Genomic DNA, 25451 nt, shown 5'->3' with positions numbered 1-25451 from the left:
GCCTGATGAGTCTTTTGAGCAACTTCTGCATATACAGAGTCGGTAAGTGTTGCTGCACCTTTTGATGCCACTGGCGAAATGCCTTGGCAGGTAGGCCGCTGCGCCATTTTGAAGGAGAGCCAGGGAGAAAAGTGCTTTCAGTTCTCTCTATCTTTTGGAGAAGCTGTCACAGCCCAGTACGTCCCGAGCTGCTGCACTACTACTTTTCACTTGCGAAGAGGCGGCACTTGTTAGCGCGTCAGTGCATCCTGAACGGTGCCCGCGCTGTCCCTAGCTCAGAAGGCTGGAAACGAGGAGCCCAATGCGATCATCATCGGCAGCCGCTCCCCACCAAGTACATCAGAGAGTGGATAACATGCCAGATTTAATGGAGCGAAAAAGCGTAAGAGCAGGAGAACTGCTGGATAGACGGTTTCGCCTTCAGGCCAATGCCCACCTCCCCGGCTCAAACCAGTCCGACTATGAAGGAGGCCTCATCTCTGAGGCAGATGAACTCCCTATGCTGACCCGGTATGACGTTGCCGACCCCTGACAACGCCGAACCTCCCAGTTTGAGGTTCCCGACTCCCCCTTTATCTTTCAGTTCACAGGCTGGTGGTGCGGCTTGAGGGCCCTGCTCCCCGTCACCCTCATTCTGCTGATGGTGGCCGTGAATGCCCTGTATGTGGCCGCTGAATTCGCCACCGTTGGTGCCCGCCGCTCCAAAGTGCAGGACGCGGCTGAGCAGGGCAGTCAGCCGGCAACCGCCCTCCTGCTGATTTTGCGTAGTCCGGCGAGGCTGGACCATTACATCGCGGCCTGCCAGGTGGGCATCACCCTCTCCAGCCTGGTGGCTGGGGCCGCCGGTCAGTCACAACTCGTGCCCCTCCTCGCGCCGCTGTTCGGTCAAGGCAGTCCAGTGGTAGCCCTCCTCATCGTCCTCCTCGCAATTACGGTCCTGCAGGTCGTGCTGGGCGAACTGCTCCCCAAGACCGTCGCCCTCCGCCATCCCGAGCGATTGGCTCTGGCCACCCTCCGGCCCATGCAATTCAGTCAGTGGCTCTTCACACCTCTGATTCGACTCTTCAATGGGACGGCCTTCGCCCTGATGCGGCGGTGGAACCTTACAGCCGACCACAGTCACGCCCACGTCCACTCTCCCGAAGAATTAGAAGGGCTCTACCGTGACAGCGCCGCTGGCGGTCTGATTGATGCCGCCGAACGGGACATGCTCGCCGGCGTCCTGAATGTTGACGGGCGAGTGGTGCGGGAGATCATGACGCCCCGCACCAAGCTGGTGACCGTCTCTGCTCAGCTCACCGTCGAAGACGCGCTCAAGCACCTGGTCGACAGTGCTTACTCGAGATTCCCAGTCATCAGCGGCCAGGATGAGGAGATTGTGGGGATGGTGCATCTCCGTCGCCTCTTTCTGATGGCCGGGCGTCAGCCTCAGGCGCTGGTCGCTGACGCGATGGTGCCGCCCCTCGTGGTGTCCGAGATGATCTCGGTGCCCACCCTCTGGCGCAAGCTCCAAGAATCTGGTCGGCACTGTGCTGTGGTGGTGAATGAATACGGAACCGTTGGTGGCCTGGTCACCTTAGAGGACGCCCTGGAAGAGATTGTTGGGGAGATGCAGGATGAATTTGATCATGAAGAAGCCCCAGTTATGGTGCAGGGGCCGCGCGTATTTGTCCGTGGCGACGTGCTGGTGGAGAGCCTGAATGATCAGTTCGGGCTTCACTTCCCAACGGAAGAAGTCGATACGGTGAGCGGTCTTGTCTGGCAGCACCTTGGCCGCTTGCCCCAAGCTGGAGACGAGGTGGTCGTGCGCTCCAATGGTGTACGGCTGCAGGTGGAGAGTATGGAGCGCCGGGCAGTACGTCAAGTCAGCTTTCTCTTGACTGAGGGACAACGCTGATGGCGGCAATCATGGGTGTCCTGACGCCTGTATTGGTCATTCTGACGCTGGTGGTGCTCAACGGTCTCTTCGTGGCCGCCGAGTTTGCCCTGGTGGCCTCCAAGCGCACACGGCTGAGTACACTGGCGGCTTCAGGGAACGGCGCGGCCCGGTGGTTGCTGGGGATTTTCGACCGGCCGAACGGGAAGGATGGTTACATCGCCATCGCTCAACTGGTCATCACGCTGGCGAGCATCGGGTTGGGCATGTACGGTGAACCGGCCATCGCCAAGTGGTTGTATGATCCTTTCGAACAGATAGGACTGTCGTACGCCGCGGCACACACTGTGGGGTTCGTGGTGGCGCTGAGCTTCATTACTTTTCTCCACGTGGTCTTCGGGGAAATGATTCCCAAAGCACTGGCCCTTCAGGGACCAGAAGCCGTGAGCGTCCGTGTCAATCCCGTGATGCGCGTGTTCGGCGTTCTCTTCCGGCCGATGGTGGCGGTGTTAAGCGCGCTGGCACTGGGACTGATGCGGCTGCTCAAGGTCAAAGAGCCGGGCGAGGAAGCGAGCCTCTATACGAGTAAAGAGCTGGCCATCGTGACTGGAGAGGTCGCGGCCAGTGGCCAGCTGAATGCCGTGCAAACGCAGCTGATTCAGAATGTCCTGGAACTGGATACCCGGACGGCAGAGCAGCTGATGACGTCACGGCGTCACCTGGAGGCGGTGAGTGTGACCACACGCCTTCAGGACCTAGTGGAGAAAGTGGCTGTGTCACCTCGGAGCCGGTATGTGGTGTTCGAGGGCACCCTGGATCAGGTGGTGGGCGTGCTGCACATCAAGGATGTGATGAGGGCGCAGGTACAGGGGCAGACCGCAACGGCGGGAGCGTTGGCCCGTCCTCTCCCGAGTGTGACGGCCAGTGCCGTAGCGGAAGATCTCCTGGCGCTGTTCAAGCGGGACCACGTTCACGCGGCGCTGGTGGTGGACGAATTTGGGGGCACCCTAGGGTTTGTGACCATGGATGATCTCCTGTCAGAGGTGCTGGCGGTGCAGGAGCACGACGCCGACTGGATCAGCGTTCAAGCAGATGGATCCCTGCTGCTGAACGGCGGGGTGACGCTCGCGGAACTGGCGGCACATCACCAGTTTCCCTGGGAACAGCGGGACGTGACGACAATCGCTGGACTGGTGTTGGCCGTCTACGGCACTGTTCCGCCGGTGGGCGCGTCGGTGAGTGTTCAGGGGCGGACGCTGACAGTGAAGGCGGTACAGGGGTTGCAGGTGACACGGGTGCAGCTGGCCCCTCAGTCGCCGACAGCCTGATCCCAGAGTCGAATGTGGTCCTTCACCACGCCCGTCGCTTACAGTTGGCGTCATGCTGACCGCTCTGTTGGTCCTTGCGTCGGCGAGCGCCGCACCGGTCTCTATGTCCTGCGCCGCTGCGGAGCGTGGCGCGACGGTCGCGGTGCAGCCGGGCCTTTCTCTGAGCCTGAAACTTCAGGCAAGCCAGCTCACCGTGCACTTCGCTGGACGAACATCTGTGCTGAGCACCTTCCCCTGCCGCCAGGGGCTGGAGCAAGAATTTGTGCCAGTCATCCTTCAAGACCTCAATTTTGACGGCCTCAGTGACTTGGCGGTCCTCGATGGGATTGGCTACGGCGGCGTCAATGTGTATTACCGCCTCTACTACGTAGACAAGGCCAACCAGACGCTGCGGGCAAGTCAGCTGGACCCCGTGGAGATGAGCCAGTTGACCGCCGATCCTCTCAGCCGCACCTTGCAGTATTCGCACAAATCCGGACCCGGCTACCGCGTGATGACGCTGTGTCCGCTGCCCCTGGAGAAAGATTTCTTCGTGTGCCGGGCCACGGACTTGAACCCTAAGGCCCAATTTGCCGATGATTGGGACTACACCTGGTATGACTCACAGGGACGGCCAGTGTTCACCCATCCCGCTCGCATCGGTACGGACAGCCGGCCTGAACTGTTCACGGTGGTCCGCAAGACATTCTTCGCTCCGGCCCCAGGGGCCAAGGTGGGCCGGAGCTACGTGATTGCCGGAGATCAGGTCGAGGTGCTGGAACTCCGCTCTGAGTGGGCGTACGCGAAGTTCAAGAACGGTCAGGGGCGCGCTACAGTCGGCTGGTTGCTCCGGCGCGATTTGAGGCCATAGACGTCGACTGCCGAGAGAGTAGAGACGCATCAGCGACTTGACAGTGACGGGGTGCGTATCACGCTTTGAGCGGCCACGCCAGTCAGGCTCGCTGCACACTTGACACAGGCCTGGCCTGCCTCCGTCGAGCCGACGAAGCACCTGTTCAGTCGGGAAATCATCCGACGGCTGAATGACTTCACCTCTAGGAGCGCGCGCTGCCACAGCCGACCTCTGACCCTGCCAGACCACCATGCCTGACGCTACCGTCAAGCCGCTGGATCGTCCTTCAGAGCTGACCAAGGACCGAGGCACCCACACGGCACACCTTCAACTCTGCCACCCCTGGGAACCAATCATGATGGTCCTTAACACTGTCAGCTGCACCGATCAGGGCATTAGCCTCCTGTAGATCAACGACCTTCTGAACCAGGCTGTGGACGCTGGGAGCGAACCCGAACAAGATCAAGACCTCGTGTTTGAGGCTCAGGCATACCTCGACTGACGCGTCGTGATCAGCGCCTAGGATCGCCTCGGGACCGATCTCGTCATGGTCGGCATTCGGCGCGCACAGCGGGCCGTTTATGTTCGCGCTCGCAGCCGTGGTCGATACGGCCGTGGCGCTGACCGGCGTTGACCCAGCCGGTCAGCACTTGGAAGAGCACAGCGCCAGTCTCCCCGACACGTTCGCCCAAGCGTTGAGGCTCGTCTCGCTGACGTATGTTGGCCAGACGATTCAGGCACAGCAGGCCGTCAATCTGGTTTGAAGAGCATGCGACCTGCCGCTGGAGGAACACCCCCAGCATGGGAGCTGAGCCCTGCGCTTTCCGCCAAATACCATGGGTGATAACATGCCAGAGACAAAATAGTTCGCATGTTTTCCGCCTTTGGCGTATTCTTTGATCTCTCGCCGTAAGGAGGTTTTGCATGTCCATTCCATTCCTCGGGCCAGTGTTGCTGGCGGTCTGGCAGCACGGGCCCCTCCCCGAACAGGAACTGCTCGATCTCGTGCCGGACGTGACATCCGGCACGGTTTCCACGGCGCTTGCCGCACTGATGCAAGAGGGCCTGATCGAGTCGTGCGCAGACCGCCACGGCACGTTGTACGGGCCAGCGGCGCTCTGTGACGAGACCGTGGCCCGGCAGGCATACGCGCAGGCGACTGGCGCCTCCAGCTGCCAGGGCTGTGGCTGCACGGCTGCCTGGCCCTGCCCCGAAAGCTGCTGGTGGGTCACATCTGAACTGTGCAGCACCTGTGCGGGCACCAGGATCGTGGCATGACCCCGCTGCCGCACCTCAGTCAACTGTCAGACGAAGAGTGGGCGCAGTATGTGGCGGCCGCGCGCCTTCGTCTCCGGTCCTGGCAAGACGCTCGGGCCGGCACGGTAGCAGGAGCCTCAACTAGGCCGCTGAATGTCCATCCCGATGCGTGTGCTTCGAGCCAATGCTCATCCTTGTGAACATCGGACCGGCCAGGACTGGGGGCTTGTGGACGGACCTCTGAACACGTCATGACGCCGCGCTTGAAACCCTGGATGGGGAGTCAGGACCAAACGCTGATCTATTCATGCCTCTGGCACACAGGAAGCCTGGATTCTCACGAGGCCGCTGGGCACGCGAGAAACGCGCTGTACAACGCCTTGAGATCCTGAAGGGCTCGGCCGTCATTCTGGCGCCCTTGTCGGAACTGCACCAGTACTTGACCCTGACCCTGGCCGACTCGTGTCTGTAACCAGCTCTGAAACTCAACCCACCGGGTTTCTGTGGGGCGAGGTCCGGCGTGATAACCCTCGATAAACGCGATGACCTCGTAATACGACCCGTACGCGGTATACGCGTGCGGATGCGCCAGTACAGCCTGCACCAGGTTCAGAGATTGTTGCTTGGATCTGGTGAGGCTTGCTGACTGCGTCCCGCTCGGCCCCCTTTGGGCCTCTTCCCTAACAGCCGGCAGCGGCGCCACGCCCGCTGTGTCTAGGTCACCTCCGGCCACCTGGGGAGCAGGCGTTGGGCGACTCGCCGCGTACTGGCGCCCTGCCGCCGTCAGCCGAAAGAGCTGCCGAGGTGGTTTCGATGAATCCAAGGCGTTCTCTGTTTCCCAGTGCTGGGTCGCATACCCGGCCGCAACCAGCTGATTCAGGATGTAGTACGCCGTGGGCGCGCTGAGGCCAGTGGCGACAGACAGGCCATACGAGTAGTGCTCGCCTTCGACCTGGGACAGGTGCCGAAGGACGCGGAGGAGATTCTGGGTTTGACGCATGGGAGCCCCTCAAGACGACGGAAGAGAAAACGGTGGACTGAACCTGGGACCATCAGCGTTGCAGGAGCTTGTCTAGCCCCGCTCGTCACTTCGCCTCCAGCTCAGCTGCTGCCATCAGCATTCATCAGTAGAGCAAAGAGAGTACATCAGAAGAAGCCACCGGATGGTCGCCAAGAGCTTGAACCAGTTGTCAAGGATGCTTTCAGCGCCCCTAAAACAAGAACAGCGACCTAATTCTTAAGGCCAGATGGCGGGACAGAACGACGCTGCTGCGCAGGCAAGCGGAGCGCTCAAGCGTGTACCGGCCGCCGACACCGACCAAACGTGCCAAGATGCCTGAGAGGTAAAACCACCATGACCCAATCCGCTCAGGACGTAACGCCGGACGCCCCTGCCTTCGTGCGTCAGATTGAGATCCGCTTGGCCCAGCCTGCCCCCCGCGTCCGCTACGAGAAAGGCAAGCCGGTCAAAGAACCCACCCCCGACATGACCCGCGTCATCCGGGCTCTTGAAGACGAGGTGACGGCCGCCTTGCAAGGCCTCTATGGCCTCGACACCAAGGTGATCTTCACAGTGGCCAAAGCGGGTGACATCCGCCTGGCCGGCCCGTTCAGTGACAAGGCCCCAGCCATTCGGGCGCAGGTTGGCGAGGTGCTCGCCCAGGCCTTTGACAACCTTGACCTCAGCGGCGAGTAGACCATTCCTTTCCTTCTCATGACCCAGACTCCCCACAGCCGCCACCAGGAGCTCAGCGCCGAGGTGGCCGAACACAACCAGCGCTACTACGAACAAGACGCCCCCACCATTCCCGACGCCGAGTACGACCAACTGGTGCGCGAACTGCGCGACCTTGAGGCCCAGCATCCTGAGTTGAGTGCGGCCGACAGCCCGGCTCAGACTGTGGGCGGCCGGCCCAGCACGCTGTTCGAGAAAATCCGCCACTCCAGTGCTATGACCAGCCTGGACAACGCCTTCAGCGACGAGGAACTCGCGGGCTTTGACGAGCGGGTCGCGCGGGCCCTGAACATTCCTATCGGCAGCCAGCCCTTCACGTACACGTGTGAACTGAAAATCGACGGGCTGAGCGTGAACCTGTACTACGTGGACGGTCGGCTCCAATGGGCCGCGACACGCGGCGACGGTGAAGTCGGGGAGAAGGTCACAGCGAACGTCCTCCAGATTCCGGGCATCCCCACCCAGTTGCCGAACCTGACGGGTGAACTCGAAGTGCGCGGCGAAGTGTACATGAGCAAAGCGGCCTTCCTGGCCTACAACCAGGCGGCGGAAGAAGAAGGGCGGCCGCTCCTGAAGAACCCCCGCAATGGGGCGGCTGGAGCGCTGCGCCAGAAAGACCCAGAAGAAACCAAGCGGCGAGGCCTGAGCGTCATCTTGTACGCCTTCGGGAAGCACGATGGGGTTCAAGTGCGGACCCAGTTTGAAGTGCTTCAGTGGTTGGAGGCCCAGGGTTTCCCAACCAGCTCCTACTCGCAGCGGGTCGTGGGCAGCCCCGCGGCCGCCGCATACCACCAGGCCATGACCGCCGACCGAGCGAACTTGCCATTTGATGCCGATGGCACCGTCGTCAAGCTGGACGATCTGCGCTTGCAAAGCGAGGCGGGCTTCACCAGCCGCGCGCCGAAGTGGGCCATTGCCTATAAATTTCCGGCCGACGTTGAGCAAACCGTGGTTGAGCGCATCACGATTCAGACGGGACGCACCGGCAAACTCACACCGGTCGCTGAACTCCGTCCGGTGCAGCTGGAAGGCAGCACGGTCAGCCGGGCCACTCTCCACAACGAGGACTTCATCCGGAGCCTGGACTTGAGAGTGGGCGACACGGTGCGGGTCCACAAGTCTGGCGGCATCATTCCCGAGGTGCTGGAAGTCGTGTTGGAGCAGCGTCCAGAGGGCAGCGAGCCGTATGTCTTCCCGACCCACTGTCCCGTGTGCAGCCATGAGGCCGTGCGACACGAGGGAGCCGCCGGCACCTTCTGCACGAATCCAGTGTGCCCCGCCAAAGCCACCTTACGTGTGCGGTACTTCGCCTCTCGGGACGTGCTGGACATCAAAGGTCTGGGCGAACGGCTGGTCGAGCAGCTGGTGACCAGTGGTTTGGTGAACGACCCCGCTGACCTCTATGCCCTGACGGCTGAACAGATCGAGCACTTGGAGATGGGCGAGACCACGACTGGCGCGGTTCGACGTGTTGGTCGGAAAAACGCCGACAAGTTGGTTGCGGAACTCCAAGCCAGCAAAACTCAGGAACTCTGGCGTTTTATTCGCGCCCTGGGCCTGCCGTTTGTCGGGGAAGGCACCAGTACCCGGGTGGCCCGGGTCTACAGCTCTCTGGCCGAACTGCAGCAGGCGACAGCCGCCGACCTGGCCAAAATCCCGGATGTCGGGCTTCAAACGGCGGAGAGCATCGTCGCTGGTCTGGCCGACCCTGCCATGCAGGCCTTTATCCAGCGCCTGACCGACGCCGGGATTGCCCCCCGGCCCAGCGAGAACGTGCAGGCGGGCGCGCAGCTTGAAGGGCTGACCTTCGTGATCACGGGCAGCCTGTCTCAGTCGCGCGACGTCGTCAAGGCTCATCTCCAGCGCTACGGCGGCCGCGTCTCCGGCAGCGTGACCAAAAAGACCAGCTACCTGGTCGCCGGGGAAGACGGCGGCGGAAAGCTGGAGAAGGCGCAGGAGCTGAAGGTGCCGGTCCTGGACGAGGCGGGCCTGGAGGCGCTCCTGAACGACAAGGGTGCGCCGCCCGTCGCCTGACCCACCTCCCGGTTTAGGCTGGAGGGGTGACCGACCACTCCGCCACATCACCAGGGTCACCGCTCTCGCCGGCGGTGGCCCTGCTGCTGGCCCGACTTCAAGAGCGGGTGGAAACGGTGCCCGGCTGGCTGAGCGAGCAGGAGAACGCGCAGCACCTTTATCTGGTCCTCGTCCGCCCTGGCGTCTGGCGAGGCCTCAGTCCCGCCGTTCAGTTCCTGATGGTGTCAGCAGAGCAGATCGCGGAACCTGACCCGCTGCTTCATTTTCTGGCGGCCGCCGGACAGCCGGTCACCCTGGCCGACGATTGGCCAAACGACGTGACATCAGAAGCCGGCTACGCTGTAACCCACCGCTGGCTCAACCCAAATCGGCCCATCGGGCTCTTCCCAACCTACCGGGCGGCCATACAACAGATCCACGCCCAGGCACACCAGCTCTAACAGCCTGTCGCGCAGCGGCATCTCGGCGAGACAAACGTCTGGAGAGCCAGTACAGTTCAGCCAATGACCCGTGCAGGCGCAAACCGGAACCAGCCGCAGCCCATGTCAACGGGCGAGCGTGCCCTCGCGGTCTTGCTCATGCCAGTGATGCTGCTCCTCTACCTCTCGCCAATCCTCGTGGTGGGCGGCGGCATTGTCTGGTTCGGTCTATTGTTCGGTGAGAACGGCACCCGCGTCCAACGCCAGATTGAACAGGCCTTCACGGCACAGGACCAACCTGCCTTTGAAGCCCTCTCCAGAGCTGAACAGCGGCAGGTGGTCCAGCAGCTCAACACCGTGGCCGACCTGGCCACCCAGACCAATCAGGCCACCCTGACCACCTGCCGACCAGAGCGGGTGCCCTTGGCGCACGACACCCTGGGCCAACTCAAAGCGGCGCAGCTGGTCGTGCCCCCAGGCATGACGTCGGTCCGGGAGCAGCTCAAGTGGCTCACGAGCGACGTGAACTATGCGGTGACCCACTGCCGGGTGACCCGCAGCCGGTTCGGTGAGGCAGGGAAGGCGAGCTTTGGCAACAGTGTCTGGAGATTAAAGCAGCAAATTGGCCACCTGCGGGCCCTGCTGCCGACTACATCGCCCAGGCCCAACAGAGTGCGCAGGGATTGAACGCTCGCCAGGTTGGGACGGATGATCACGCCTGGCGCCACCACCCGTCCCTGACCGCGTCCAAGGCTTGGGAGCCATCGTCCAGTCTGATGGCCCAGTGCCCTCTAGAGTGGCGGCTGTGTCAGGGGTACACGTCGTCTGGTTTAAGAAGGACCTGCGCATTCAAGACCACGCGCCGCTCTTGGAGGCGGCTGCCCGTGGCCCAGTGCTCCCCCTGTACGTCTATGAGCCCGAGCAGCTGCACCACCCCGAATTCGGTGGCCACCACCTCCAGTACCTCAACGAGTGCCTGGCCGAGCTGGACCAGGCGCTGAGGGCTTTGGGCGCCCTGCTGGTTTGCCGACACGGCGAAGTCGTGGCGGTGCTTCAAGAACTGTTCGAGGCGGTGGGCATCGCCGGCCTCTGGGCACACGAAGAAACCGGCAATGGGGTCAGCTATGCCCGAGACCTCCGCGTGCATGCCTGGTGCCGAAGTCAAGGCGTGCCGTTTGTCGAATTGCCTCAGAACGGCGTGGTCCGGCGCCTGCGCAACCGCGATAGGTGGGCCGACACTTGGGAAGAACGGATGGGCGCCCCAGTCCTGGCCGCCCCGGACCGGCTGGCGACCGTGGCCACTGATTCCGTGGGACGGCTGACCGCGACTGATCTCCAATTGGGGCCCAATCGCAAGGTCATTCCTATCGGTGGCCGCGCGGCCGCCGAACAGACCTTGGCCAGCTTCCTGGCGGTGCGGGGCGTGGACTACATGCGCGAAATGAGCAGTCCCCTCACCGCTGAGGACAGCTGCTCCCGGCTCAGCGCGCCGCTGGCCTTTGGCACCGTCAGTCTGCGCGAGGTACTCCAGGCCACCCGGCAGCGCTTGGCGGCCGTCAAGGGTGACGCCGCAGCGGACCCCCGCTGGGTGCGCTCGCTGCGGTCGTTCGAGAGCCGGCTGCACTGGCATTGTCATTTCATCCAGCGCCTGGAGTCCGAGCCCGAGATGGAGTTCCGCAACCTGAACAGGGCCTTCGACGACCTGCGCCCAGAAGGCGAATCAGGCGCCTTTGACCGCTGGGCGGCCGGGCAGACGGGCTATCCCCTGCAGGACGCCTGTATGCGGATGCTCAACAAAGTCGGCTGGCTCAATTTCAGGATGCGGGCGATGACCATTTCCTTTTCCAGCCAGCTGCTCTGGCAACACTGGCGCCGCCCGGGCGAGTCCCTGGCCCACCACTGGCTCGACAATGAACCTGGCATTCACTGGGCCCAGGTCCAGATGCAGAGCAGCACGGTCGGCATCAATCGGGTCCGCATCTACAACCCCGTCAAGCAGGGCCGCGATCAAGACCCGAGTGGTGAGTTCATCCGCCGGTGGGTGCCGGAACTGGCGGACGTGCCGACCGAGTTCATCCATGAGCCGTGGGTCTGGAGTGGCGCGGGCCGGCTGGCCTACCCTGCCCCTATCGTGGACGCCGTGCAGGCAGCGCGGCGCGCGAAAGCCAGGATTACGGCGGTGCGGCAGACCAGTTTCTTCGAAGAGGAGGCCCGGCGCATCTACGAGTTGCATGGCAGCCGGAAAAAGGCGGTCCTGCGAGCCGAGCGGCGGGCCAGGGGACTGCCGGAGAAACCGGTGCGGCCCCCAGCCCCCAAACGCGCATCCGTGGCCCTGAGCATGGTGGGCCAGCCAGACCTGTTCGGGGCAGTGCCCGTCCCCGCACCGCAGGCCCTCGTGCCGGCAGGCCTCCCTGCCTCCTGGCAAGCGGCTTTGGCGCCAGAATTTGCATCGCCCGCCTTCCACCAGCTCAAGGACTTCTTGGTGCAGGAGCGCCGCACCCACACGGTCTATCCACCCGCCACCGATGTCTTCAATGCCTTACGGCTCACGCCACTGGAAGAGGTCAAGGTCGTCATCCTGGGCCAGGACCCGTATCACGGGCGCGGGCAGGCCAATGGGCTGGCCTTCAGCGTGCGACCCGGTGTGCGGGTGCCGCCCAGCCTCCAGAACATCTACCGCGAGGTGCAGACCGATCTGGATGTGCCACCGCTGCCCGATGGCGATCTGACCGCTTGGGCCCAGCAAGGCGTGCTACTGCTCAACACGGTGCTCACGGTTCGTGCCGGCGAACCGGGCAGCCATGCAGGGCAGGGCTGGGAAGCCGTGACGGACGCGGTCATTCAGGCTGTCAATGCCAAATCCGAGCGAGTCGTGTTTGTCCTCTGGGGCGCCTATGCCCGCAAAAAGGCCAAGCTGGTCACCGGCTCGCAGCACGTGATGCTGGAATCCGCCCACCCCTCGCCGCTGAGTGCCGCGCGGTTTCTCGGCAGCCGGCCCTTTTCACAGGTCAATGCCGCCTTGACCGAGGCCGGGCTGAGCCCAATCCTCTGGGGCTCCCTCACCCATGACTGAGCCTCACACCATTCAACTGCGTTCAGATGCTCCAGGCTTCCCGTCCATGCTGTACGTCGAGAGACCAGGTCTTCGAGGGGGCACCTACGAGTTGCGTCTGGCCAGTCATCTTCAAGAGGGGGAACTGTTCCCCCTGGCGCTGGCCCTCCTGGACGAAATGGACCGGCAGGTTCAGGCGCTCCAGCATGCCGATCACGTCGTCTTCGCCACTCGGCGTGACCCCGCGCGCCCTTTGAGTGTCCGGCAGATGACTGAACGGGGTCAGCCGGTGGTGGCCGTGATGTGGGGCCGCACCGTCCTGGGTCGCCAAGCCGTCGTGAGTGGGCAAGGGGATGCGGTGAGACAAGTTGGAGAAGTGGCCACCGCGCAGGTGGCGGCGTGGCGTGCCGCCATCCGGCAGCGGGCGGGATTAACACCTTCCCTTAGCTGAATGATGCCCGGTTAGCACTGGGGCTGGGCGGCTGTCTGACTCCGCTCAAAGTCGCGTTGGAGCTTCTGACGGGTGGCCGCCACCAGCGCTTTGAAGTCCACCAGGCCGGCCTGGACGTTCTCCGCAGTCACCTCTATGGTCATCGAGTCCGCTGAAGAGACCAGTGGCGCGGTGTCCAGGCGGTAGAAGGCCGTTTCCTGGCAGAGCACTTCGTATTGAGCATTCAGCTGGAGATCGATGGCGGGATCCAATTGCCGGACGGTCAGGTACTCCAGAAAGGTCGGTTCCCGCCGGGCCAGAACGGGCAGCAGGGCCGACCCATAGAACCGGCTATACGCCCGCCAGGCGGCCGCCAAGGGAAAGGAAGGCCAGTGACGCACTTCCGGATGGTGGTCCCGGAGTGCCTGCGTGCTGACTTTGGGGAGCACCCCTCGGCCGTACAGGGCTGGATCGAGAATCAGCGCTGGCCGCACCAGGTCGTACAGCCCCTTGGCGAAGCACGTGATGCGGCCCTGTTTCTCCCAGTGGCGAATGAGCCGCCGGGTCTGCTGCACTCGATCAGAACGCTGGGTCCCGTACACCGCGTCGGCCAGGCGCTCCACGGTCATGGGCCAGGCTGCCTGCCGGGCTAACTGCCAATCCAATTCGGTGGTCTGAACGGGTTCGGCTGGCGCACCGCGCTTGTGCGAGGGGACGGGCCAGCGGGGCAAGAAGGCCCAGGTGGGATGCGCAAAGGGCCAAGACAGGTCCTGAAGAAGCAAGGCAGCATCCGCCAGGTGAAGCAGCGCGGCCGCGGGTCTGGGCTGTGCCCCGCGGATCAAGAGTGGCAGATGGGCGCGGTGGACCCACTGGCGTACTTCAAAAGCACTCACCCCGGCCAGACTGGCCACATCCCCTAGGCGGACCCAGCAGTGCTGGGCGGCGGCGGACCCGTACAGGTGCTGCACAGCCTGCTCCAGCGTGCAGGCCAGCTCATCGGCGACGAAGGCGGGGCTCAGGGGACCGTAGATCTTGCGAAGTTGGCGAAGGTGCTCTGCAGCGGACAAGGCAGGCGCGGGGCGGCTCGACATCAAGCCTCCATCATAGAGCGCAACGAGGCTTTTTAAGGCGGTTGGGGTCTGGGGCAGCACTCAAGGAGGGCCCTGACTTCGTTGCAGAGGTCGCGGTGTCCTGAGCCGAAACGCGTTCTCTTCTCTCTATGGTGGCGCGCGTTCCCCTCGACATCCGGCAGATCTACCTTGATCCGCGCGCGGCCATCCTTCCCAGAGGCCAGGCCATTCTGGCCCAGTTCCCCGGCGCCGAGCGGATTGAGGTGAGCACCCATCAGTGGGTGACGTGGCGGCCCCTGGCACAGACCAGCCCCGCTGAGGTGCGCCAGTGGGCCCAGCGTCATCACTTGCCCGTCTTGACCAGCGGACCTCAGCCGCGGGTGGCTGCGGCGCTGCTTCACCTGCTGGACGCCGCGCCGTTTCTTCAGGGCCTGCCCTCCTGGGCCTTCTTGCCCCGCTGGCCCGCGCCGAGTCAGACCAGCCGCTCTCCGGCCGAATCCGCTCAAGTCACCAGCATGGACTGGCAACTGGCCCGGCAGGCGACCTGGCCGGTGACCGTGGAGCGACTGGCGGACGCGGTCTACGGCTCCCACACCCCTTCAGCCCTGCAGCAGACCCGGCGACGTCTGCGCACCTGGGAACAACAGGGCCGGGTCATCTGCTTTGCCAAGGGGCTATACGATCTGGTGCGGCCGGCGCTAATTCTGGATCCCGCGCTCTACGGGCGGGGCCTGTTGCAGGGGGCCAGCACCCAGATCCTCCGGGACCACCATCCGGAAGTACAGTCGGCTCTACGGGTCAGCCCTGCTCCCCGTCCTGGCCCGGTGGGAGCCGACGTTTCTGGAGTATCTGATGGTCCGGCAGCTGCATCCAGCAGAAGGGCAGTTGCACCTGAACGCCCGGTACAACACGCTCTGTCAGGGGGCGGCGCTGTACCGTCTGGGCACCGCGCCGCTGGCGCGCTGGAGACGCTGGCTCCATTGAAGTGACGGCGGAAAACATCCAGGCGGGGCTGGTTGATTTCAAAGCCCTGGTGGTGGCCACCCGCCAGAAGCTTCAACGCGACTTTGAACGCACTCGGGTGACGGCCAAGGGGCAACACTAACGGGCACCCTCAGAAGTGGCGGCGACCCGCTCGGGCAGTTCGGTCAGGGGCCAGAAGGCCGCGCGCCCATCTGGGAACCAGACCGCGCCCCAACCCCCTTCTTCTGTAAAGGTGGTGTTCTTCAGGGCATCCGGGTCGTCCGTTAGGGTGAAGATCACGTCCCCGCAGGACAGTCCCCCCAGCAGTGGCGTGCCCAGGCCGACCAGCAGCACCTCCCCGTCCGGCACATGCTGCGCGGCCCAGAACTGCATGAACAGGACGATATGCTCGAGGGTTACGGGCAACGGCAGCGCCCAGCCGTCCGGCAGCGCCCGGCGCAGCATCCTGAGCACCTGGGGATACCGCAGCACTTCGGCCGCGCTTAGGTCCAGTGCCGCCCAGGTCTCTGGGAGCGGCTCAGCGCCGAACAGGTTCTGATGGGCTGAGAACTCAGCCCCCTGAACCTGGCCCCGCGCCGCTTGATCGATGTGAGCGGTGGCCGACAGCAGCGTGGCCAGGGCCTGCACCGCGTGCTGGTGGGAAAAGGGCAACGCATCAAAGAGTTCACCCCGGCCGGCCTGCGCTGCTGGCCGCACCGGTTCTCTCGGCGCTTCCCCTTCACGGGTCACCGCGTGTCGCCTCCTGCACTGCTCCAGGATGATGGTTGCGTGGCCCGAGTCGATGACGGCCCCGCCCAGCTGCTTGTTCAGCGTCTCCAGGTAGATGGCCGCCTTGTTGCCCTTGGGGTCTTTGAAGCCTGGAAGCAGCGCCCGGCAAGTCTGCTGGAGGTGCACCTCAAAAGCGTCGTGCAGCGCCTTGAACATGTTATCGGCCAGGTCACCGAGCAGCGGGGCCTGCGCCGGATTCACGAAGCGGGCCATGACGGCCGCGTGGTGCTGCGCGCCTGAGAAAGGCGACCGCGGCTGGGGTCAGGCTGGGCTCCGAAGGGGCGGTCACGCCGCCCAGGCGAGCGTGCTGGGCCTGGCCAGTGGCACAGCATCCACCTCGTTCTTCCCTCAAAATGGACAGTTGCTCAAGGCCTTTCGCCGCATCTGTGCCCCCGAGCTGACCGTCCGTCCGGTACCCTGGAGCTCAGGAGCCCCCATGCTGGAGACCCAACTTCGCCGTCCTGCCCCCACCACGTCGTCCCAGGCGACCCCTACCAAGGCGGCCACGCCGGCCGTCAAGCCTGCGGCGGCCCTCCCGGCCTACGTTCTGGCGGAGCTGCAGCGCAACGCGGCCAAGATCAAGGGCATGGCGGGTCGGCCCAACCTGATGGCGAGCTTCCTGAACGAGTGGATCGAGAAGCACACCCGCGAGCGGCTGATGAACCAGACCGTCAAGGCCAACCTGGGCGAACACGGCGCCGCTATTCCCGGCTGGGCGGATGGGGCCAGCAACGGCCTCGCCGGCACTCTGCTCGGCCCCGCCGCCGCGCAGGACATCACGAGTGGCGTGACCCGGCGCCTGACCGAGACCCGGCACGCCCTGGGGCAAGTCGGCCTGGGAAATCCGACGGGAGCCTACCAGGCCCGGGACACCCTGGGCAGCGCCGCCACCAGCCATGACGTGGCGATTCTCAAGGGCATCCTGGGGGCCATTCCCGCCAAAGACCGTCACGCCGTGGCCGCCGCGTACGCCAAACAGAACGGCGGCAAGACCCTCAGCGCCACGCTGGGCGAACTCATCCGTGACGCCAATCAGCGCGGTCCCCTGATGGCCCTGCTGCCGCCGCCGATGAACGAAGAGACGCTGACTCTGGATACTTTTTTAGAGCAGCTTTCCGTGGGCCTGGTGTACAGCAACCAGACGGCCGAGGAGATGAACGCCGACACCGTGGATGAGCGCCGGGGCGGCAACCCGGCGGCGGTGCTGAAGCACTTCGGCTTCAAGGCTGGCCCGTTGATTCTGGGCCGCTGGGGCTTCCAGATGCGCATGTTCACGCCCATTCCTGGGAAGGCCAAATGGGCGCACCCCATCGTCTCCTTCCGGGGCACCGAGGGGGTCATGTACGATCCGCTGGGGAATGACGCGGCCAAAGCGGCCAAGGCAAAGGGCGGTTCTGTCGCCGAACAAGCCCAGGCCCGGCAAAAAGGCGTTGAGGGGACGGTCGACACCATCATCGGCGACCTGTCCCCCAAGCAGGTCGGGTGGTATCACGTGCAGCCGAACGAGGACCTCATCCTGGCCAACCTGCAGCGCCTCAAGGGCAAGGCCATCTCGACGGGGCACAGCTTAGGCGGTGCGATTGCTCAGCTGGTGCCCGCCCTGCACCCGGAGTATTTCGGTTCGGTGGTGACCTTCCAGGCCGCCAACATCGACAAGGCGGAAGTGGCCAAGATGCGGCAACACAATGCCGGCCAGGCTGATCCGGTGCTGGCGCGGCACTACCGGGTCGAAGGCGACATCGTGCCGACCGCCGGGCAACAGGCGCTCGACGGTCAAATCACCTACTTTGACCGGGTGAGTCGGGACAAAGGCACGTCAGAGCCCTTTGGCAACAGTGCGCTGGAGAACATCGCCTCGGGGCACGTCACCCCGATGCTGAGCACCTACATCCGGGGCCAGAAGAACCTCAGCGAAGACCTCCAGGTGATTGCTGATCAGGGCCTCAGGGACGAGGGGACGCTGAGCGCCAAACCTGGAGAGAAGGTGCAGGACGTCAAGACGGTCTTTGCCGGCAACTACAGCACGGCGCAGGATCCGCGCATCCAGGCGGAGAACAAGCGGCTGACCCTGGCGAACAACGTCGGCCTCTATCCAGGCACCGACCTGTTCGAGGCCACCGTCTACGCCAACATCGCCTACAACACACTGCTGTCGCACGTGGAGAACCTGGCGGCCGACAAAACCATCAAGACGCTCGCCGAATTCAAAAAGCGGGCGAACGAGCTGATGAAAGGCTCCGCGCCGCTGCCGCTGGACCCGGATGACGTGGCGCTGAGCAAGGTCTTGAAAATGGATCACTACGAGACGGACTATGCGGCCCGGCCCATGTCCACGGGCTATGGCATCCCGATCTATCCGAAGAAGGCCACGCCAATCGACACCTATTTCCGCCAGGGCGTGCGGGTGCCAGACTATGTGGAACAGCAGGTTCGTGACCAGCTCGACATCATCTGGAAGTCGTGGAGGGGACAATGAAACGCCTCATTCTGCTGACCCTGGCACTGGTGGCTTGCCGTCCTGCCCCAGCCGAGACCCTTCAACAGACCAAAGGAAGTGCCCTTCTGACCCCTGAGCAGCTCAATCAACTCATTCTTGACCGCCTCGCTCAGAGCGATTTTCAGCAGATTGACCGGGTCAAGTTCTATGGCCCTGACGCAGCCGCTGGAGGGACGCGGTCATATGTGTCCAAGTTATCTCGAGACGAAGTGCTGGGCATCCTGTCAGACCTGATTGAACCCCATGTGGTCGATCTGCGCTGGGCCGATGATTACGGGCAGTATCACGGTGGGTTCCGGCCCAAGAGCGATCCAAAGATGATTCTGGGTCTGGCCACCAGCCTGGTCAAAATGAAAACGGACACCTTCAAAAGCGCGCCGGAGATCCTCAAAACCTACCAGAGCGACGTCCTCTACACGCCCCCCAGCGTCTGGGAAGAGCCCTGAGTGCGCCGTGATTGGGCGGCTGGGCCTTTGCGTTTTGATACTGGTGGCGTGCCAGCCAGTGGAGGGATCCCAGGAGACCGCTCCACTCGGCCCCGACCAGTTCCATGCCCTGATTCTGCAGCGGTTGTCGGCACCGGAGTTCGAGCTCATTGACGGGGCGAAGTTCTACGGCCCCCTGGTGACGGAGGGGGGCTCCCGGGTCTACGTCTCTCCTCTGAACCGGGAGCAGGTCCTGGGGGAGCTTTCGGCTCTGATTGAGCCCCATGTGGTGGAGATGCGCTGGGGCGATGATTACGGGCAGTATCACGGGACCTTCCGGCTCAGGAGCGACCCTGAGCTGGAGATCGCGCTGGCCACCAGCCTGCTGAAGCCGAAAACCGACACCTTCAAAGACGCGCCGGAGATCCTCAAAACCTACCAGAGCGACGTCCTCTACACGCCCCCCAGTGTCTGGGACGAGCCCTGACCGTTATTGAAGCTGCGCCTGACTGCCAGCGAACTGTTCGCCCAGCTTGAGGCCTGGCCGGGCCTCTTCGAGCTGCATCCCGGTCGGCGCTGGAGCATTCGCGGCGCGCAGACACCTGCGCGCCGAATCCTGCCCTCAAACGAGGTGACCCATGTCCACGCCCCACCCTGACACGCCCGCTCCGGCACCCTTGCAGGCCCTCTCCGCGCGCTGGCGCGCCGAGGCCGACGACGAACCTGAAGGCCGTCCATCTTGGAGCGTGCTGCATTACTGCGCCGATGAACTGGACCTCCTGGTGGGCGCAGGCCCCGAGCAGCCCGACCCGCCTGACCCCAGCACCTGGGCGGAGGCCCTGACCCTGCTGCGGGACGCGGAGACGACCCTGATTCAGTACGGCGGCCAAGGGGGATACACGCTCAGCCGCCTCCAGGTATTCCTCAGGGCGCGTGCTGACTGACGCTGGGCGACGGCACACTCAGATGACGTTGCCTGGCCACCCGTGCGCGCCGCACGCTGCGGTCCATGACCCTTCCGCCCCACCTCCATGCACCCCTGTTCGTGCTAATGCTCGTGGCAGGCCTGGTGCTCCTGACCCACATCGTTCGGAGTTCTGGTGAAGCCCGGCGGGCCGCCACCACGGCTCCAGCCCGCCGCGCCCATCCCCACAGCGCCGCTGCACCCCGCCTTGCACACCCTGATCACCATGCACCCGCACCGATGCAATTTGCTCACGGTCGCGGCGTTCGCCGATTGGCATGGCGTCCCCAGGCATGCCGGTTTGGCCGCCTACAAGCCATCATCGGCCGCCAACTTGCCCATAACTGCTCACTACACACTGGGCTGGAGAAGCTCACTGACATCGACCTGTAGGGCGTCGGCGAGTCGCTGCATGTGATCAAGTGTCACATTGGCCTCACCTCGCTCAATGGCCCCGATATACGTGCGATGAATACCAGCATGATCACCCAGATCCTCTTGCGACCAACGCGCCAGTTTCCGCAAGCGCCGCACATGGGCGGCGAAGCGCAGACGGGCGGCACTGGCAGGCATCCAGCCACACTGCTTGACAGAAGCTCACGAATCTACACTCTATACCTAGCATTTTGAGTATCGTGGGCCTACACTTTTGTCACAATGCGCGCACTGAAATATCACGCAATGGTGCAAATTCCACAAAAAGGCACTGTCCTGAGGCCGAAAAACGCTGTGCTCAGCGTCTCCCTTCAGGCCAGCGTCGTCAATTTTCTCTTTGAGCAGCTGCACTCACCAGCGCGAATCTGTGGCGGTCTTCTGTTCGGATATCACGAAGGGACAATGCTTCGAGTGGTGCTCGCCAGCAGCGCTGGCTTTCCACAATGGTACGAGCAGTCCACGCGGTCTCTGCTGACGGTGGATGATCGCTTCACTCTAGGTTGGGCTGAGGCCGTTGCTGAGATATGGGGCGGACAGATTGACTGGTGTGGCAATTGGACCATCCATCCAACGGCTCAATGTCCCACGGATACGTGGGCTCGGGAACAGTTCTCTGACGGGCAGATGCAGGGGCTGTTCGACGAACATACTATTTTGTTGATCGCTGGATGGCGCGACGGAGTAGCCAACTTCCAAGCGTACGTTGCGGATCATGAGGGAAACACCGCTACAGCTGCTGTCTCTCTGAGTTCAGGCACGCCAACAGATCTCCCAGCACTTTGTCTCTCTTAACATGTCAATGTGATGCAAAGGGAGAGGAAGAAGGGCGATAGAAGCAAAATTTCTCCATCAAGGGAGAGAACTATCTCTACGGGGGGTTCTGGTAACTTAAGCTCGGTAGGCTGGTGGGCTATGACTGACCGCAAACCCTACCGCCACCGTTTTCCCTTGAGCGTCATCGGGTATGCCCTGCGGCTCTCCCCCCGCTTCCCCCTCAGCCAGCGGGACGTTCAGGAATTGCTCCGTGAGCGCGGGATCCAGGTCAGTCACGAAACCCTGCGGCAGTGGAACATCAAATTCGCCCCCCTGCTCACTGAAGAGCTGCGGCACCGCGAACCCCGGCGGGGTTCGCGGTGGTTGCTGGACGAGGTGTGCGTCGAGATCGGTGGTAAGAAGCATTGGCTCTGGAGGGCGGTGGATGAGGAAGGAGCTGTGCTAGACATCCTGCTTCAGGAACATCGCGACACTCGGGCAGCCAGGTCCTTTTTCGTCCACCTGCTGAGGGAATACGACGTACCGGAGATTCTCCATACCGACAAGTTGTGGACCTACGGGGCGGCGCTCCGAGGACTCCCCGTGCTCCACGGCGTGGAGCACGTTCAGCTGGTGTCCACCGCGCGCTGTAACAACCTGGTCGAGCAATCGCATCGACCCACACGGCAGCAGGAGCGAAGCCAAGTGGGTCTCAAACGACGACAGCGAACGCAAGAGTTCCTTGACCTGCATGCCCGCGTCTCGAACCTTCACCGCCACACCCGGACCACGGTCCCCGCCGCCCTCAGACGAAGCCATCAATCCGCAGTATTGCTCCTCTGGCGAGAAGGAAACCGCCTGCTAAGCCAAGACGGTTCTACTGAAGTCAAGGTGCTGGAACCCCGATGGTAAATTATGTCGTCAAGGCCGACGAACAATCACCCACCCTCACCTTCGCCGAACGAAGCTGAGTCGGCACCGTACCCGCTTGTGCGAGTGACTGGTGTAATTCATGATGAATGTATGCCTTTGACGCTGTTGACTCTCCCCTTGCTGATGGCCGCCGTGCCGGCTCAGGCTTTTGCATTCGCGCGGCGCCTGGGGTGGGATTGGGTAACAATGTTTGGCGTTGTGCTGTTGGGCATAGTCCTGAGCACCCTCATGGCCCCCGCTTTGAAAGCGTCGCCCTTTCGGCGCCTGGGGATGGTTCTGTTGGCCTGCAGTTGTAATGTTGGAAACATGCTGGTGCAGAACCCCACCCTGGACGGCCTCAGCCTCATTGGAAATATCATTCTGCTGCACACCTTCTGGGATGAGCATGGCCCCCGCACAAAGAGGCGCCTAGACCAAGGCTGGACTGACGCTGTTCGCCGATTTGCCCGGCCGGTGATGGGCAACTTAGCACCGGTGTCCTAAGCGGTTAACGACCAATCAGCATCAAGAAGCCCTGAAACGACAGCTTCCCCTCTCTGCTTTGCCAGACCTGACTCCTCCGCGGAACAAACAGCATCAACGCCAACTCACCGCCGCCGCTGGTGTGCGGTATTTACAGTTCCTCCATCCCTTTAGAGAAGGGGACCGACCCAAGTGAGGTGCTCAAGCTCGATCCTCTCGGTGCGTCAATACAACCTTTTCACCTAAGGCTGCTTAGGTGAAAAGGTTGTATCGTGAGACATCATGTCTGAGGCTATGCCCCTCGTCCACTATCAGGGCACCGCGCTCGCCCACGCCGACACTTGGCTCAACCTTCACGACGACGAACTGCGCCGCCGTGCGGTGCAGGCCGCCGCCAGCAAGGAAACCGACACGCTCCTCAGTCTGATGCGTGCCTATCTCACCCAGCACGGCAAGAGCGGCGTCTTGACCAGTCCCCGGACCGTCGAAGCCTATACGCTGGGGGGGCGGCAATTTCTAACCTATGCCGGCGATCAGGCTCTCAATCTGCTGCGTCCAGGCCGGCACGACGCACAGCGGTACGTGCAGGCCATGCTGGCGGCTGGCCGACAACCGGCGGGCGTCCAACTCAAAGTCGCCGCCGCCGCCACACTGTACCGCGCCCTGCGCTGGGCCGGCGCCACCGAAGCTGATCCATTTCGTGAGGTCCGAATTCCCCGTGACCCCACATCTGGCCTTGAAAAGCGGCCTCCATACACCGAGGAGGAACTTGTGGACGTGCTGCACCATGCTGATGAACACACTGCCTTCCTCCTGTTTCTGATTGCCCACGCCGGCTTACGGATCAGTGAGGCCCTGGCCCTGGAATGGACCGACCTTGATGAAATGGCCCGGCGCCTTCACGTGCGGTCCGGTAAAGGCCGGAAAGCGCGCCGCGTTACGATGAGCGTCCGGCTCGCCCGGGCCGCCCGGCATTTCCGAACTCTCTATGGACCGGGCGGGCCGGAACACGCCCGGTACCGACCCAGGGACCGGGCCGCGACCTTGGTCTTTCGGTACGGCACTCAGCAGGCGGCTCGGTATCACCTGGGTCGGTTGTTTGAGCGCGCTGGGGTACCGTTCCGAGGCTTTCACCCAGGGCGAAAGTATGCTGGGACACGCCTGCTTCAGCAGATTCAGGACTTTGGCCGAGTGGCAGCGCACCTGGGTCACGCATCTATCGATACCACCCGTAAGGGGTATGCGCAGTTAGCCGCTGACGATTTGAAGAATGATGTCGCTGGCTGGTGAAGGGCAGTAAAGTACTCAAAACATCTCGGAAGGGCCTTCCTGGGCTTTCTGTGAGGCAGATCGAAATCACCCGTCCCAGACGGCAAGAAAAAATCTTTTTTCTGTAATAAGTTAATTAAGACTTATTTTTTACGCCTATACTTTAAATATAGCGATGACTCGGTGAAGTAGGCCTCAGCAGGGGGTTCATATCTGCTTGCTAAGCAACTGATATACCTCATTGTTCTCAGCAAACAGGGTAGGGTCTTCAATTGCCTCGCTGCCGCCTGCGCCGGACACACCTATGTGCCCCGCCCTGGCATGGCCAGCTCCTCTTAAAGTGCGTCTGAAAAACGTACTGGCGCGGGTTTGCTTAGCCTGTGGAATAGAGGGATGATGGGACGGAGGTGGTGCACGCATGACGCGACGTCTGGACCCAAACGAGCTCACCGATACCGAGTGAAACGTCCTTCAGCCGTTCTTCCCTCCTGAATCTGTTGTGAGTCGACCCCGCAAGTGGTCTCTGCGGGAAATGCTGGACAGCATCTTCTCTGTCTTCCGCGGAGGCATCACCTGGCGGGCTACGGCCTCACGATCTTCCCCTTGGCAAACGATCGACTACTCTCACAGGCTTTGGAGACGGCAAGGCGTCTGGCAAGCGTGACACACCAAGTTGCGCGAATTGGTTCAAGTGCGCGAAGGGCGGGAATTCACCCCAAGCGCGGGCATCATTGACAGCCAATCGGTCGACACCACGGAAGCGGGTGGGCCGCGCGGGTACGATGGTGGCAAAAAGGTCAGCAGACGGAAGCGTCATCTGCTGGGTGGGTCGGGCGCACCGTTGCCTGTGCGGGCCACGGTGAAATCCCCCTCAGCCATCAGTCGGTTTCTGAATCACGCCACGTGGAACACCCGACAGTTCTGCCGGGTGATGTGCGAGCATGCTTTGGCGACGTTCCGTGATCACTGGCGGGGGCACCCCACCAGCGGCCCCGAGTAAATCTGCTCGTGGATCTGACCCGTCTGGAAAAGAGCGGCAAGTTCAGCGAACTTGCCAGCTGGATGCACACGTATCACAGTGTTCGGGGCGTGCCTCTGGTCGTGCTGTACGTGTGCTGTGGGACGCTCCAGCTGCCGTGGGCGTTTCAGGTGTGGCGCGGGAAGGGCACACCGTCCCCCGCACAGCTGGCCCTGAATCTGCTGCGGACCGTGCCCCAGGAGTTGCTCGCTGGAAAGCGTCGCCCCCGTCTGCATGCAGACGGGGGCTTCGAGCGTGCTGACTTCATTCAGGGCGTCTTGGCCCGCGGCTTGGACATCGTGATTGATGTGCGCTGCACCCGCCGACTCCCCGATGGACGACAGGTGCGCGACCTGATGGTACGGGGAAGCCTGGTGCAGCCCAAAGGGCTGCACCAGACCATGTACATCTCTTGGGTCTGGTTGTACAGGGATAAAGAACCGGAGCAGCGGTTCGTGATGTCCAACCTCAATCTGGGTGGCGTCGACCTAGCCCGACTGGGAAAACGGCGCTGGCGTATTGAAGCCTTCTTCAAAACCATCAAAGGTCGGTTTGGCCTCGAACGCTTTGCCCAGCACAGCCAATAGGGCGTCTCTGTGGCCTCGCCTTTCTTCTGCGTCATGTCGAGGACCTTGACTTGCCTCTGCGGCCCCCAGACACCTGGCCCCACTGAGGGCAACCTGGCCAGAACCGTACGTGTGTGGCTGAGGTGCGTCGCCTGGCCTCCCTGCTGGAATTGAATGCGCTCGACGCCCTTCAGCGCGCCTGTTCGCCTCTTCAAACCTAAACTGCAAGATGCCAGTCTACAGTTCACCGGCCTGAGGGGCCGCCGCGCCGGGCGAGTCAGTGGCCTGAGTCACGCCCCACTTCCTTCAATGCTCTCGCCGTCGCCCGCCGCCATGGCCGTTTA

The 25451-nt window shown here is 62.9% G+C and carries 25 protein-coding genes and 2 pseudogenes; 23 read left to right on the top strand and 4 right to left on the bottom strand.

Annotated features, from left to right (window positions below; translation table 11 throughout):
* Positions 1-604 precede the first annotated feature (604 nt).
* The 5 genes from GO986_RS20765 to GO986_RS20745 all read left to right on the top strand — a co-directional run bounded on the left by GO986_RS20765 (position 605) and on the right by GO986_RS20745 (position 5314).
* Positions 605-1897 (top strand): hemolysin family protein, encoded by a 1293-nt coding sequence (locus GO986_RS20765; RefSeq protein WP_157461432.1) that lies wholly within the window; start codon positions 605-607, stop codon positions 1895-1897.
* A gap of 11 nt (positions 1898-1908) precedes the next feature.
* Positions 1909-3204 carry a hemolysin family protein gene (locus GO986_RS20760; RefSeq protein WP_232337936.1) on the top strand — a complete coding sequence of 432 codons (1296 nt, stop codon included), beginning with the start codon at positions 1909-1911 and terminating at the stop codon, positions 3202-3204.
* Positions 3205-3256: 52 nt separating this feature from the next.
* On the top strand, positions 3257-4054 hold the full coding sequence (locus GO986_RS20755; RefSeq protein WP_157461430.1) for an XAC2610-related protein: 798 nt from the start codon (positions 3257-3259) through the stop codon (positions 4052-4054).
* 563 nt (positions 4055-4617) lie between these two features.
* On the top strand, positions 4618-4800 hold the full coding sequence (locus GO986_RS20750) for a hypothetical protein (protein WP_157461429.1): 183 nt from the start codon (positions 4618-4620) through the stop codon (positions 4798-4800).
* Positions 4801-4960: 160 nt separating this feature from the next.
* Positions 4961-5314 (top strand): hypothetical protein, encoded by a 354-nt coding sequence (locus GO986_RS20745; RefSeq protein ID WP_157461428.1) that lies wholly within the window; start codon positions 4961-4963, stop codon positions 5312-5314.
* A 316-nt stretch (positions 5315-5630) separates the two neighbouring features.
* On the opposite strand, the gene GO986_RS23610 is transcribed toward GO986_RS20745, so the two are convergent.
* The gene (locus GO986_RS23610) at positions 5631-6293 is read right to left on the bottom strand and encodes a PadR family transcriptional regulator (protein WP_157461427.1); all 663 of its coding nucleotides are present in this window, start codon (positions 6291-6293) and stop codon (positions 5631-5633) included.
* Positions 6294-6647: 354 nt separating this feature from the next.
* Between GO986_RS23610 and GO986_RS20735 the strand changes: the two genes are divergently transcribed.
* The 6 genes from GO986_RS20735 (at position 6648) to GO986_RS20710 (ending at position 12984) form a co-directional block, all read left to right on the top strand.
* The gene (locus GO986_RS20735) at positions 6648-6989 is read left to right on the top strand and encodes a hypothetical protein (RefSeq protein ID WP_157461426.1); all 342 of its coding nucleotides are present in this window, start codon (positions 6648-6650) and stop codon (positions 6987-6989) included.
* Between the two features lie 18 nt (positions 6990-7007).
* Complete coding sequence (ligA, locus tag GO986_RS20730; RefSeq protein WP_157461425.1) at positions 7008-9062, top strand: NAD-dependent DNA ligase LigA; 2055 nt, start codon at positions 7008-7010, stop codon at positions 9060-9062.
* 26 nt (positions 9063-9088) lie between these two features.
* Positions 9089-9502, top strand: coding sequence for a hypothetical protein (locus GO986_RS20725; RefSeq protein WP_157461424.1), 414 nt, complete (start codon positions 9089-9091; stop codon positions 9500-9502).
* A gap of 63 nt (positions 9503-9565) precedes the next feature.
* Positions 9566-10168 (top strand): hypothetical protein, encoded by a 603-nt coding sequence (locus tag GO986_RS20720; protein ID WP_157461423.1) that lies wholly within the window; start codon positions 9566-9568, stop codon positions 10166-10168.
* A gap of 118 nt (positions 10169-10286) precedes the next feature.
* A complete protein-coding gene (locus tag GO986_RS20715; RefSeq protein WP_369409509.1) occupies positions 10287-12554 on the top strand; it encodes a uracil-DNA glycosylase in 2268 nt (755 codons plus the stop codon).
* A complete protein-coding gene (locus tag GO986_RS20710) occupies positions 12547-12984 on the top strand; it encodes a hypothetical protein (protein ID WP_157461421.1) in 438 nt (145 codons plus the stop codon). The genes GO986_RS20715 and GO986_RS20710 overlap by 8 nt, the downstream gene beginning before the upstream one ends.
* Before the next feature lie 11 nt (positions 12985-12995).
* Here GO986_RS20710 and GO986_RS20705 read toward each other — a convergent pair whose 3' ends face one another.
* Positions 12996-14054, bottom strand: coding sequence for a hypothetical protein (locus tag GO986_RS20705; RefSeq protein ID WP_157461420.1), 1059 nt, complete (start codon positions 14052-14054; stop codon positions 12996-12998).
* Between the two features lie 128 nt (positions 14055-14182).
* Here GO986_RS20705 and GO986_RS20700 point away from each other — a divergent pair, with 128 nt between their 5' ends.
* On the top strand, positions 14183-15022 hold the full coding sequence (locus GO986_RS20700) for a hypothetical protein (RefSeq protein ID WP_157461419.1): 840 nt from the start codon (positions 14183-14185) through the stop codon (positions 15020-15022).
* 112 nt (positions 15023-15134) lie between these two features.
* On the opposite strand, the gene GO986_RS20695 is transcribed toward GO986_RS20700, so the two are convergent.
* Entirely contained in the window at positions 15135-15998 is an 864-nt protein-coding gene (locus tag GO986_RS20695) for a hypothetical protein (protein WP_157461418.1), read from the bottom strand.
* A 223-nt stretch (positions 15999-16221) separates the two neighbouring features.
* Between GO986_RS20695 and GO986_RS20690 the strand changes: the two genes are divergently transcribed.
* The 4 genes from GO986_RS20690 (at position 16222) to GO986_RS20675 (ending at position 19651) form a co-directional block, all read left to right on the top strand.
* The gene (locus tag GO986_RS20690) at positions 16222-18261 is read left to right on the top strand and encodes an alpha/beta hydrolase family protein (RefSeq protein WP_157461417.1); all 2040 of its coding nucleotides are present in this window, start codon (positions 16222-16224) and stop codon (positions 18259-18261) included.
* The gene (locus GO986_RS20685; protein WP_157461416.1) at positions 18258-18728 is read left to right on the top strand and encodes a hypothetical protein; all 471 of its coding nucleotides are present in this window, start codon (positions 18258-18260) and stop codon (positions 18726-18728) included. Before GO986_RS20690 ends, GO986_RS20685 begins: the two co-directional genes overlap by 4 nt.
* A 7-nt stretch (positions 18729-18735) precedes the next feature.
* The gene (locus GO986_RS20680; RefSeq protein WP_157461415.1) at positions 18736-19194 is read left to right on the top strand and encodes a hypothetical protein; all 459 of its coding nucleotides are present in this window, start codon (positions 18736-18738) and stop codon (positions 19192-19194) included.
* Between the two features lie 151 nt (positions 19195-19345).
* Positions 19346-19651 carry a hypothetical protein gene (locus GO986_RS20675; RefSeq protein WP_157461414.1) on the top strand — a complete coding sequence of 102 codons (306 nt, stop codon included), beginning with the start codon at positions 19346-19348 and terminating at the stop codon, positions 19649-19651.
* Positions 19652-20022: 371 nt separating this feature from the next.
* On the opposite strand, the gene GO986_RS20670 is transcribed toward GO986_RS20675, so the two are convergent.
* Entirely contained in the window at positions 20023-20244 is a 222-nt protein-coding gene (locus tag GO986_RS20670) for a helix-turn-helix domain-containing protein (protein ID WP_157461413.1), read from the bottom strand.
* Positions 20245-20328: 84 nt separating this feature from the next.
* On the opposite strand from GO986_RS20670, the gene GO986_RS20665 reads away from it, so the two are divergent.
* From GO986_RS20665 to GO986_RS20640, 7 genes and pseudogenes are all read left to right on the top strand, one after another.
* Complete coding sequence (locus GO986_RS20665) at positions 20329-20898, top strand: hypothetical protein (protein ID WP_157461412.1); 570 nt, start codon at positions 20329-20331, stop codon at positions 20896-20898.
* A gap of 120 nt (positions 20899-21018) precedes the next feature.
* Positions 21019-21771 (top strand): IS6 family transposase, encoded by a 753-nt coding sequence (locus GO986_RS20660; protein WP_232337935.1) that lies wholly within the window; start codon positions 21019-21021, stop codon positions 21769-21771.
* A 111-nt stretch (positions 21772-21882) separates the two neighbouring features.
* Positions 21883-22275 carry a hypothetical protein gene (locus GO986_RS20655; RefSeq protein ID WP_157461411.1) on the top strand — a complete coding sequence of 131 codons (393 nt, stop codon included), beginning with the start codon at positions 21883-21885 and terminating at the stop codon, positions 22273-22275.
* A gap of 273 nt (positions 22276-22548) precedes the next feature.
* Entirely contained in the window at positions 22549-23544 is a 996-nt protein-coding gene (locus GO986_RS20650) for a tyrosine-type recombinase/integrase (protein WP_157461410.1), read from the top strand.
* Positions 23545-24001: 457 nt separating this feature from the next.
* Positions 24002-24187: pseudogene (locus tag GO986_RS20645) on the top strand (transposase); the annotation flags it as partial.
* 30 nt (positions 24188-24217) lie between these two features.
* Positions 24218-24346: pseudogene (locus GO986_RS23585) on the top strand (IS5/IS1182 family transposase); the annotation flags it as partial.
* 185 nt (positions 24347-24531) lie between these two features.
* Positions 24532-25128, top strand: coding sequence for a transposase (locus tag GO986_RS20640; protein WP_198170876.1), 597 nt, complete (start codon positions 24532-24534; stop codon positions 25126-25128).
* The last annotated feature ends 323 nt before the right edge of the window (positions 25129-25451 follow it).

The organism is Deinococcus arboris (assembly GCF_009755355.1).
GTDB lineage: Bacteria > Deinococcota > Deinococci > Deinococcales > Deinococcaceae > Deinococcus > Deinococcus betulae.
Note: the sequence above shows the minus strand (reverse complement) of the source record. Positions and strands in the feature narration are given on the sequence as shown.

Excerpts from the sequence above, each read along its gene's own strand:
- GO986_RS20760 (WP_232337936.1), top strand. The coding sequence starts at position 1,909 with ATGGGTGTCCTGACGCCTGTATTGGTCATTCTGACGCTGGTGGTGCTC.
- GO986_RS20755 (WP_157461430.1), top strand. The coding sequence starts at position 3,257 with ATGCTGACCGCTCTGTTGGTCCTTGCGTCGGCGAGCGCCGCACCGGTC.
- GO986_RS20750 (WP_157461429.1), top strand. The coding sequence starts at position 4,618 with ATGTTCGCGCTCGCAGCCGTGGTCGATACGGCCGTGGCGCTGACCGGC.
- GO986_RS20745 (WP_157461428.1), top strand. The coding sequence starts at position 4,961 with ATGTCCATTCCATTCCTCGGGCCAGTGTTGCTGGCGGTCTGGCAGCAC.
- GO986_RS23610 (WP_157461427.1), bottom strand. The coding sequence starts at position 6,293 with ATGCGTCAAACCCAGAATCTCCTCCGCGTCCTTCGGCACCTGTCCCAG.
- GO986_RS20735 (WP_157461426.1), top strand. The coding sequence starts at position 6,648 with ATGACCCAATCCGCTCAGGACGTAACGCCGGACGCCCCTGCCTTCGTG.
- ligA (WP_157461425.1), top strand. The coding sequence starts at position 7,008 with ATGACCCAGACTCCCCACAGCCGCCACCAGGAGCTCAGCGCCGAGGTG.
- GO986_RS20720 (WP_157461423.1), top strand. The coding sequence starts at position 9,566 with ATGACCCGTGCAGGCGCAAACCGGAACCAGCCGCAGCCCATGTCAACG.
- GO986_RS20710 (WP_157461421.1), top strand. The coding sequence starts at position 12,547 with ATGACTGAGCCTCACACCATTCAACTGCGTTCAGATGCTCCAGGCTTC.
- GO986_RS20705 (WP_157461420.1), bottom strand. The coding sequence starts at position 14,054 with ATGTCGAGCCGCCCCGCGCCTGCCTTGTCCGCTGCAGAGCACCTTCGC.
- GO986_RS20700 (WP_157461419.1), top strand. The coding sequence starts at position 14,183 with ATGGTGGCGCGCGTTCCCCTCGACATCCGGCAGATCTACCTTGATCCG.
- GO986_RS20695 (WP_157461418.1), bottom strand. The coding sequence starts at position 15,998 with ATGGCCCGCTTCGTGAATCCGGCGCAGGCCCCGCTGCTCGGTGACCTG.
- GO986_RS20690 (WP_157461417.1), top strand. The coding sequence starts at position 16,222 with ATGCTGGAGACCCAACTTCGCCGTCCTGCCCCCACCACGTCGTCCCAG.
- GO986_RS20685 (WP_157461416.1), top strand. The coding sequence starts at position 18,258 with ATGAAACGCCTCATTCTGCTGACCCTGGCACTGGTGGCTTGCCGTCCT.
- GO986_RS20675 (WP_157461414.1), top strand. The coding sequence starts at position 19,346 with ATGTCCACGCCCCACCCTGACACGCCCGCTCCGGCACCCTTGCAGGCC.
- GO986_RS20670 (WP_157461413.1), bottom strand. The coding sequence starts at position 20,244 with ATGCCTGCCAGTGCCGCCCGTCTGCGCTTCGCCGCCCATGTGCGGCGC.
- GO986_RS20665 (WP_157461412.1), top strand. The coding sequence starts at position 20,329 with ATGCGCGCACTGAAATATCACGCAATGGTGCAAATTCCACAAAAAGGC.
- GO986_RS20660 (WP_232337935.1), top strand. The coding sequence starts at position 21,019 with ATGACTGACCGCAAACCCTACCGCCACCGTTTTCCCTTGAGCGTCATC.
- GO986_RS20655 (WP_157461411.1), top strand. The coding sequence starts at position 21,883 with ATGCCTTTGACGCTGTTGACTCTCCCCTTGCTGATGGCCGCCGTGCCG.
- GO986_RS20650 (WP_157461410.1), top strand. The coding sequence starts at position 22,549 with ATGCCCCTCGTCCACTATCAGGGCACCGCGCTCGCCCACGCCGACACT.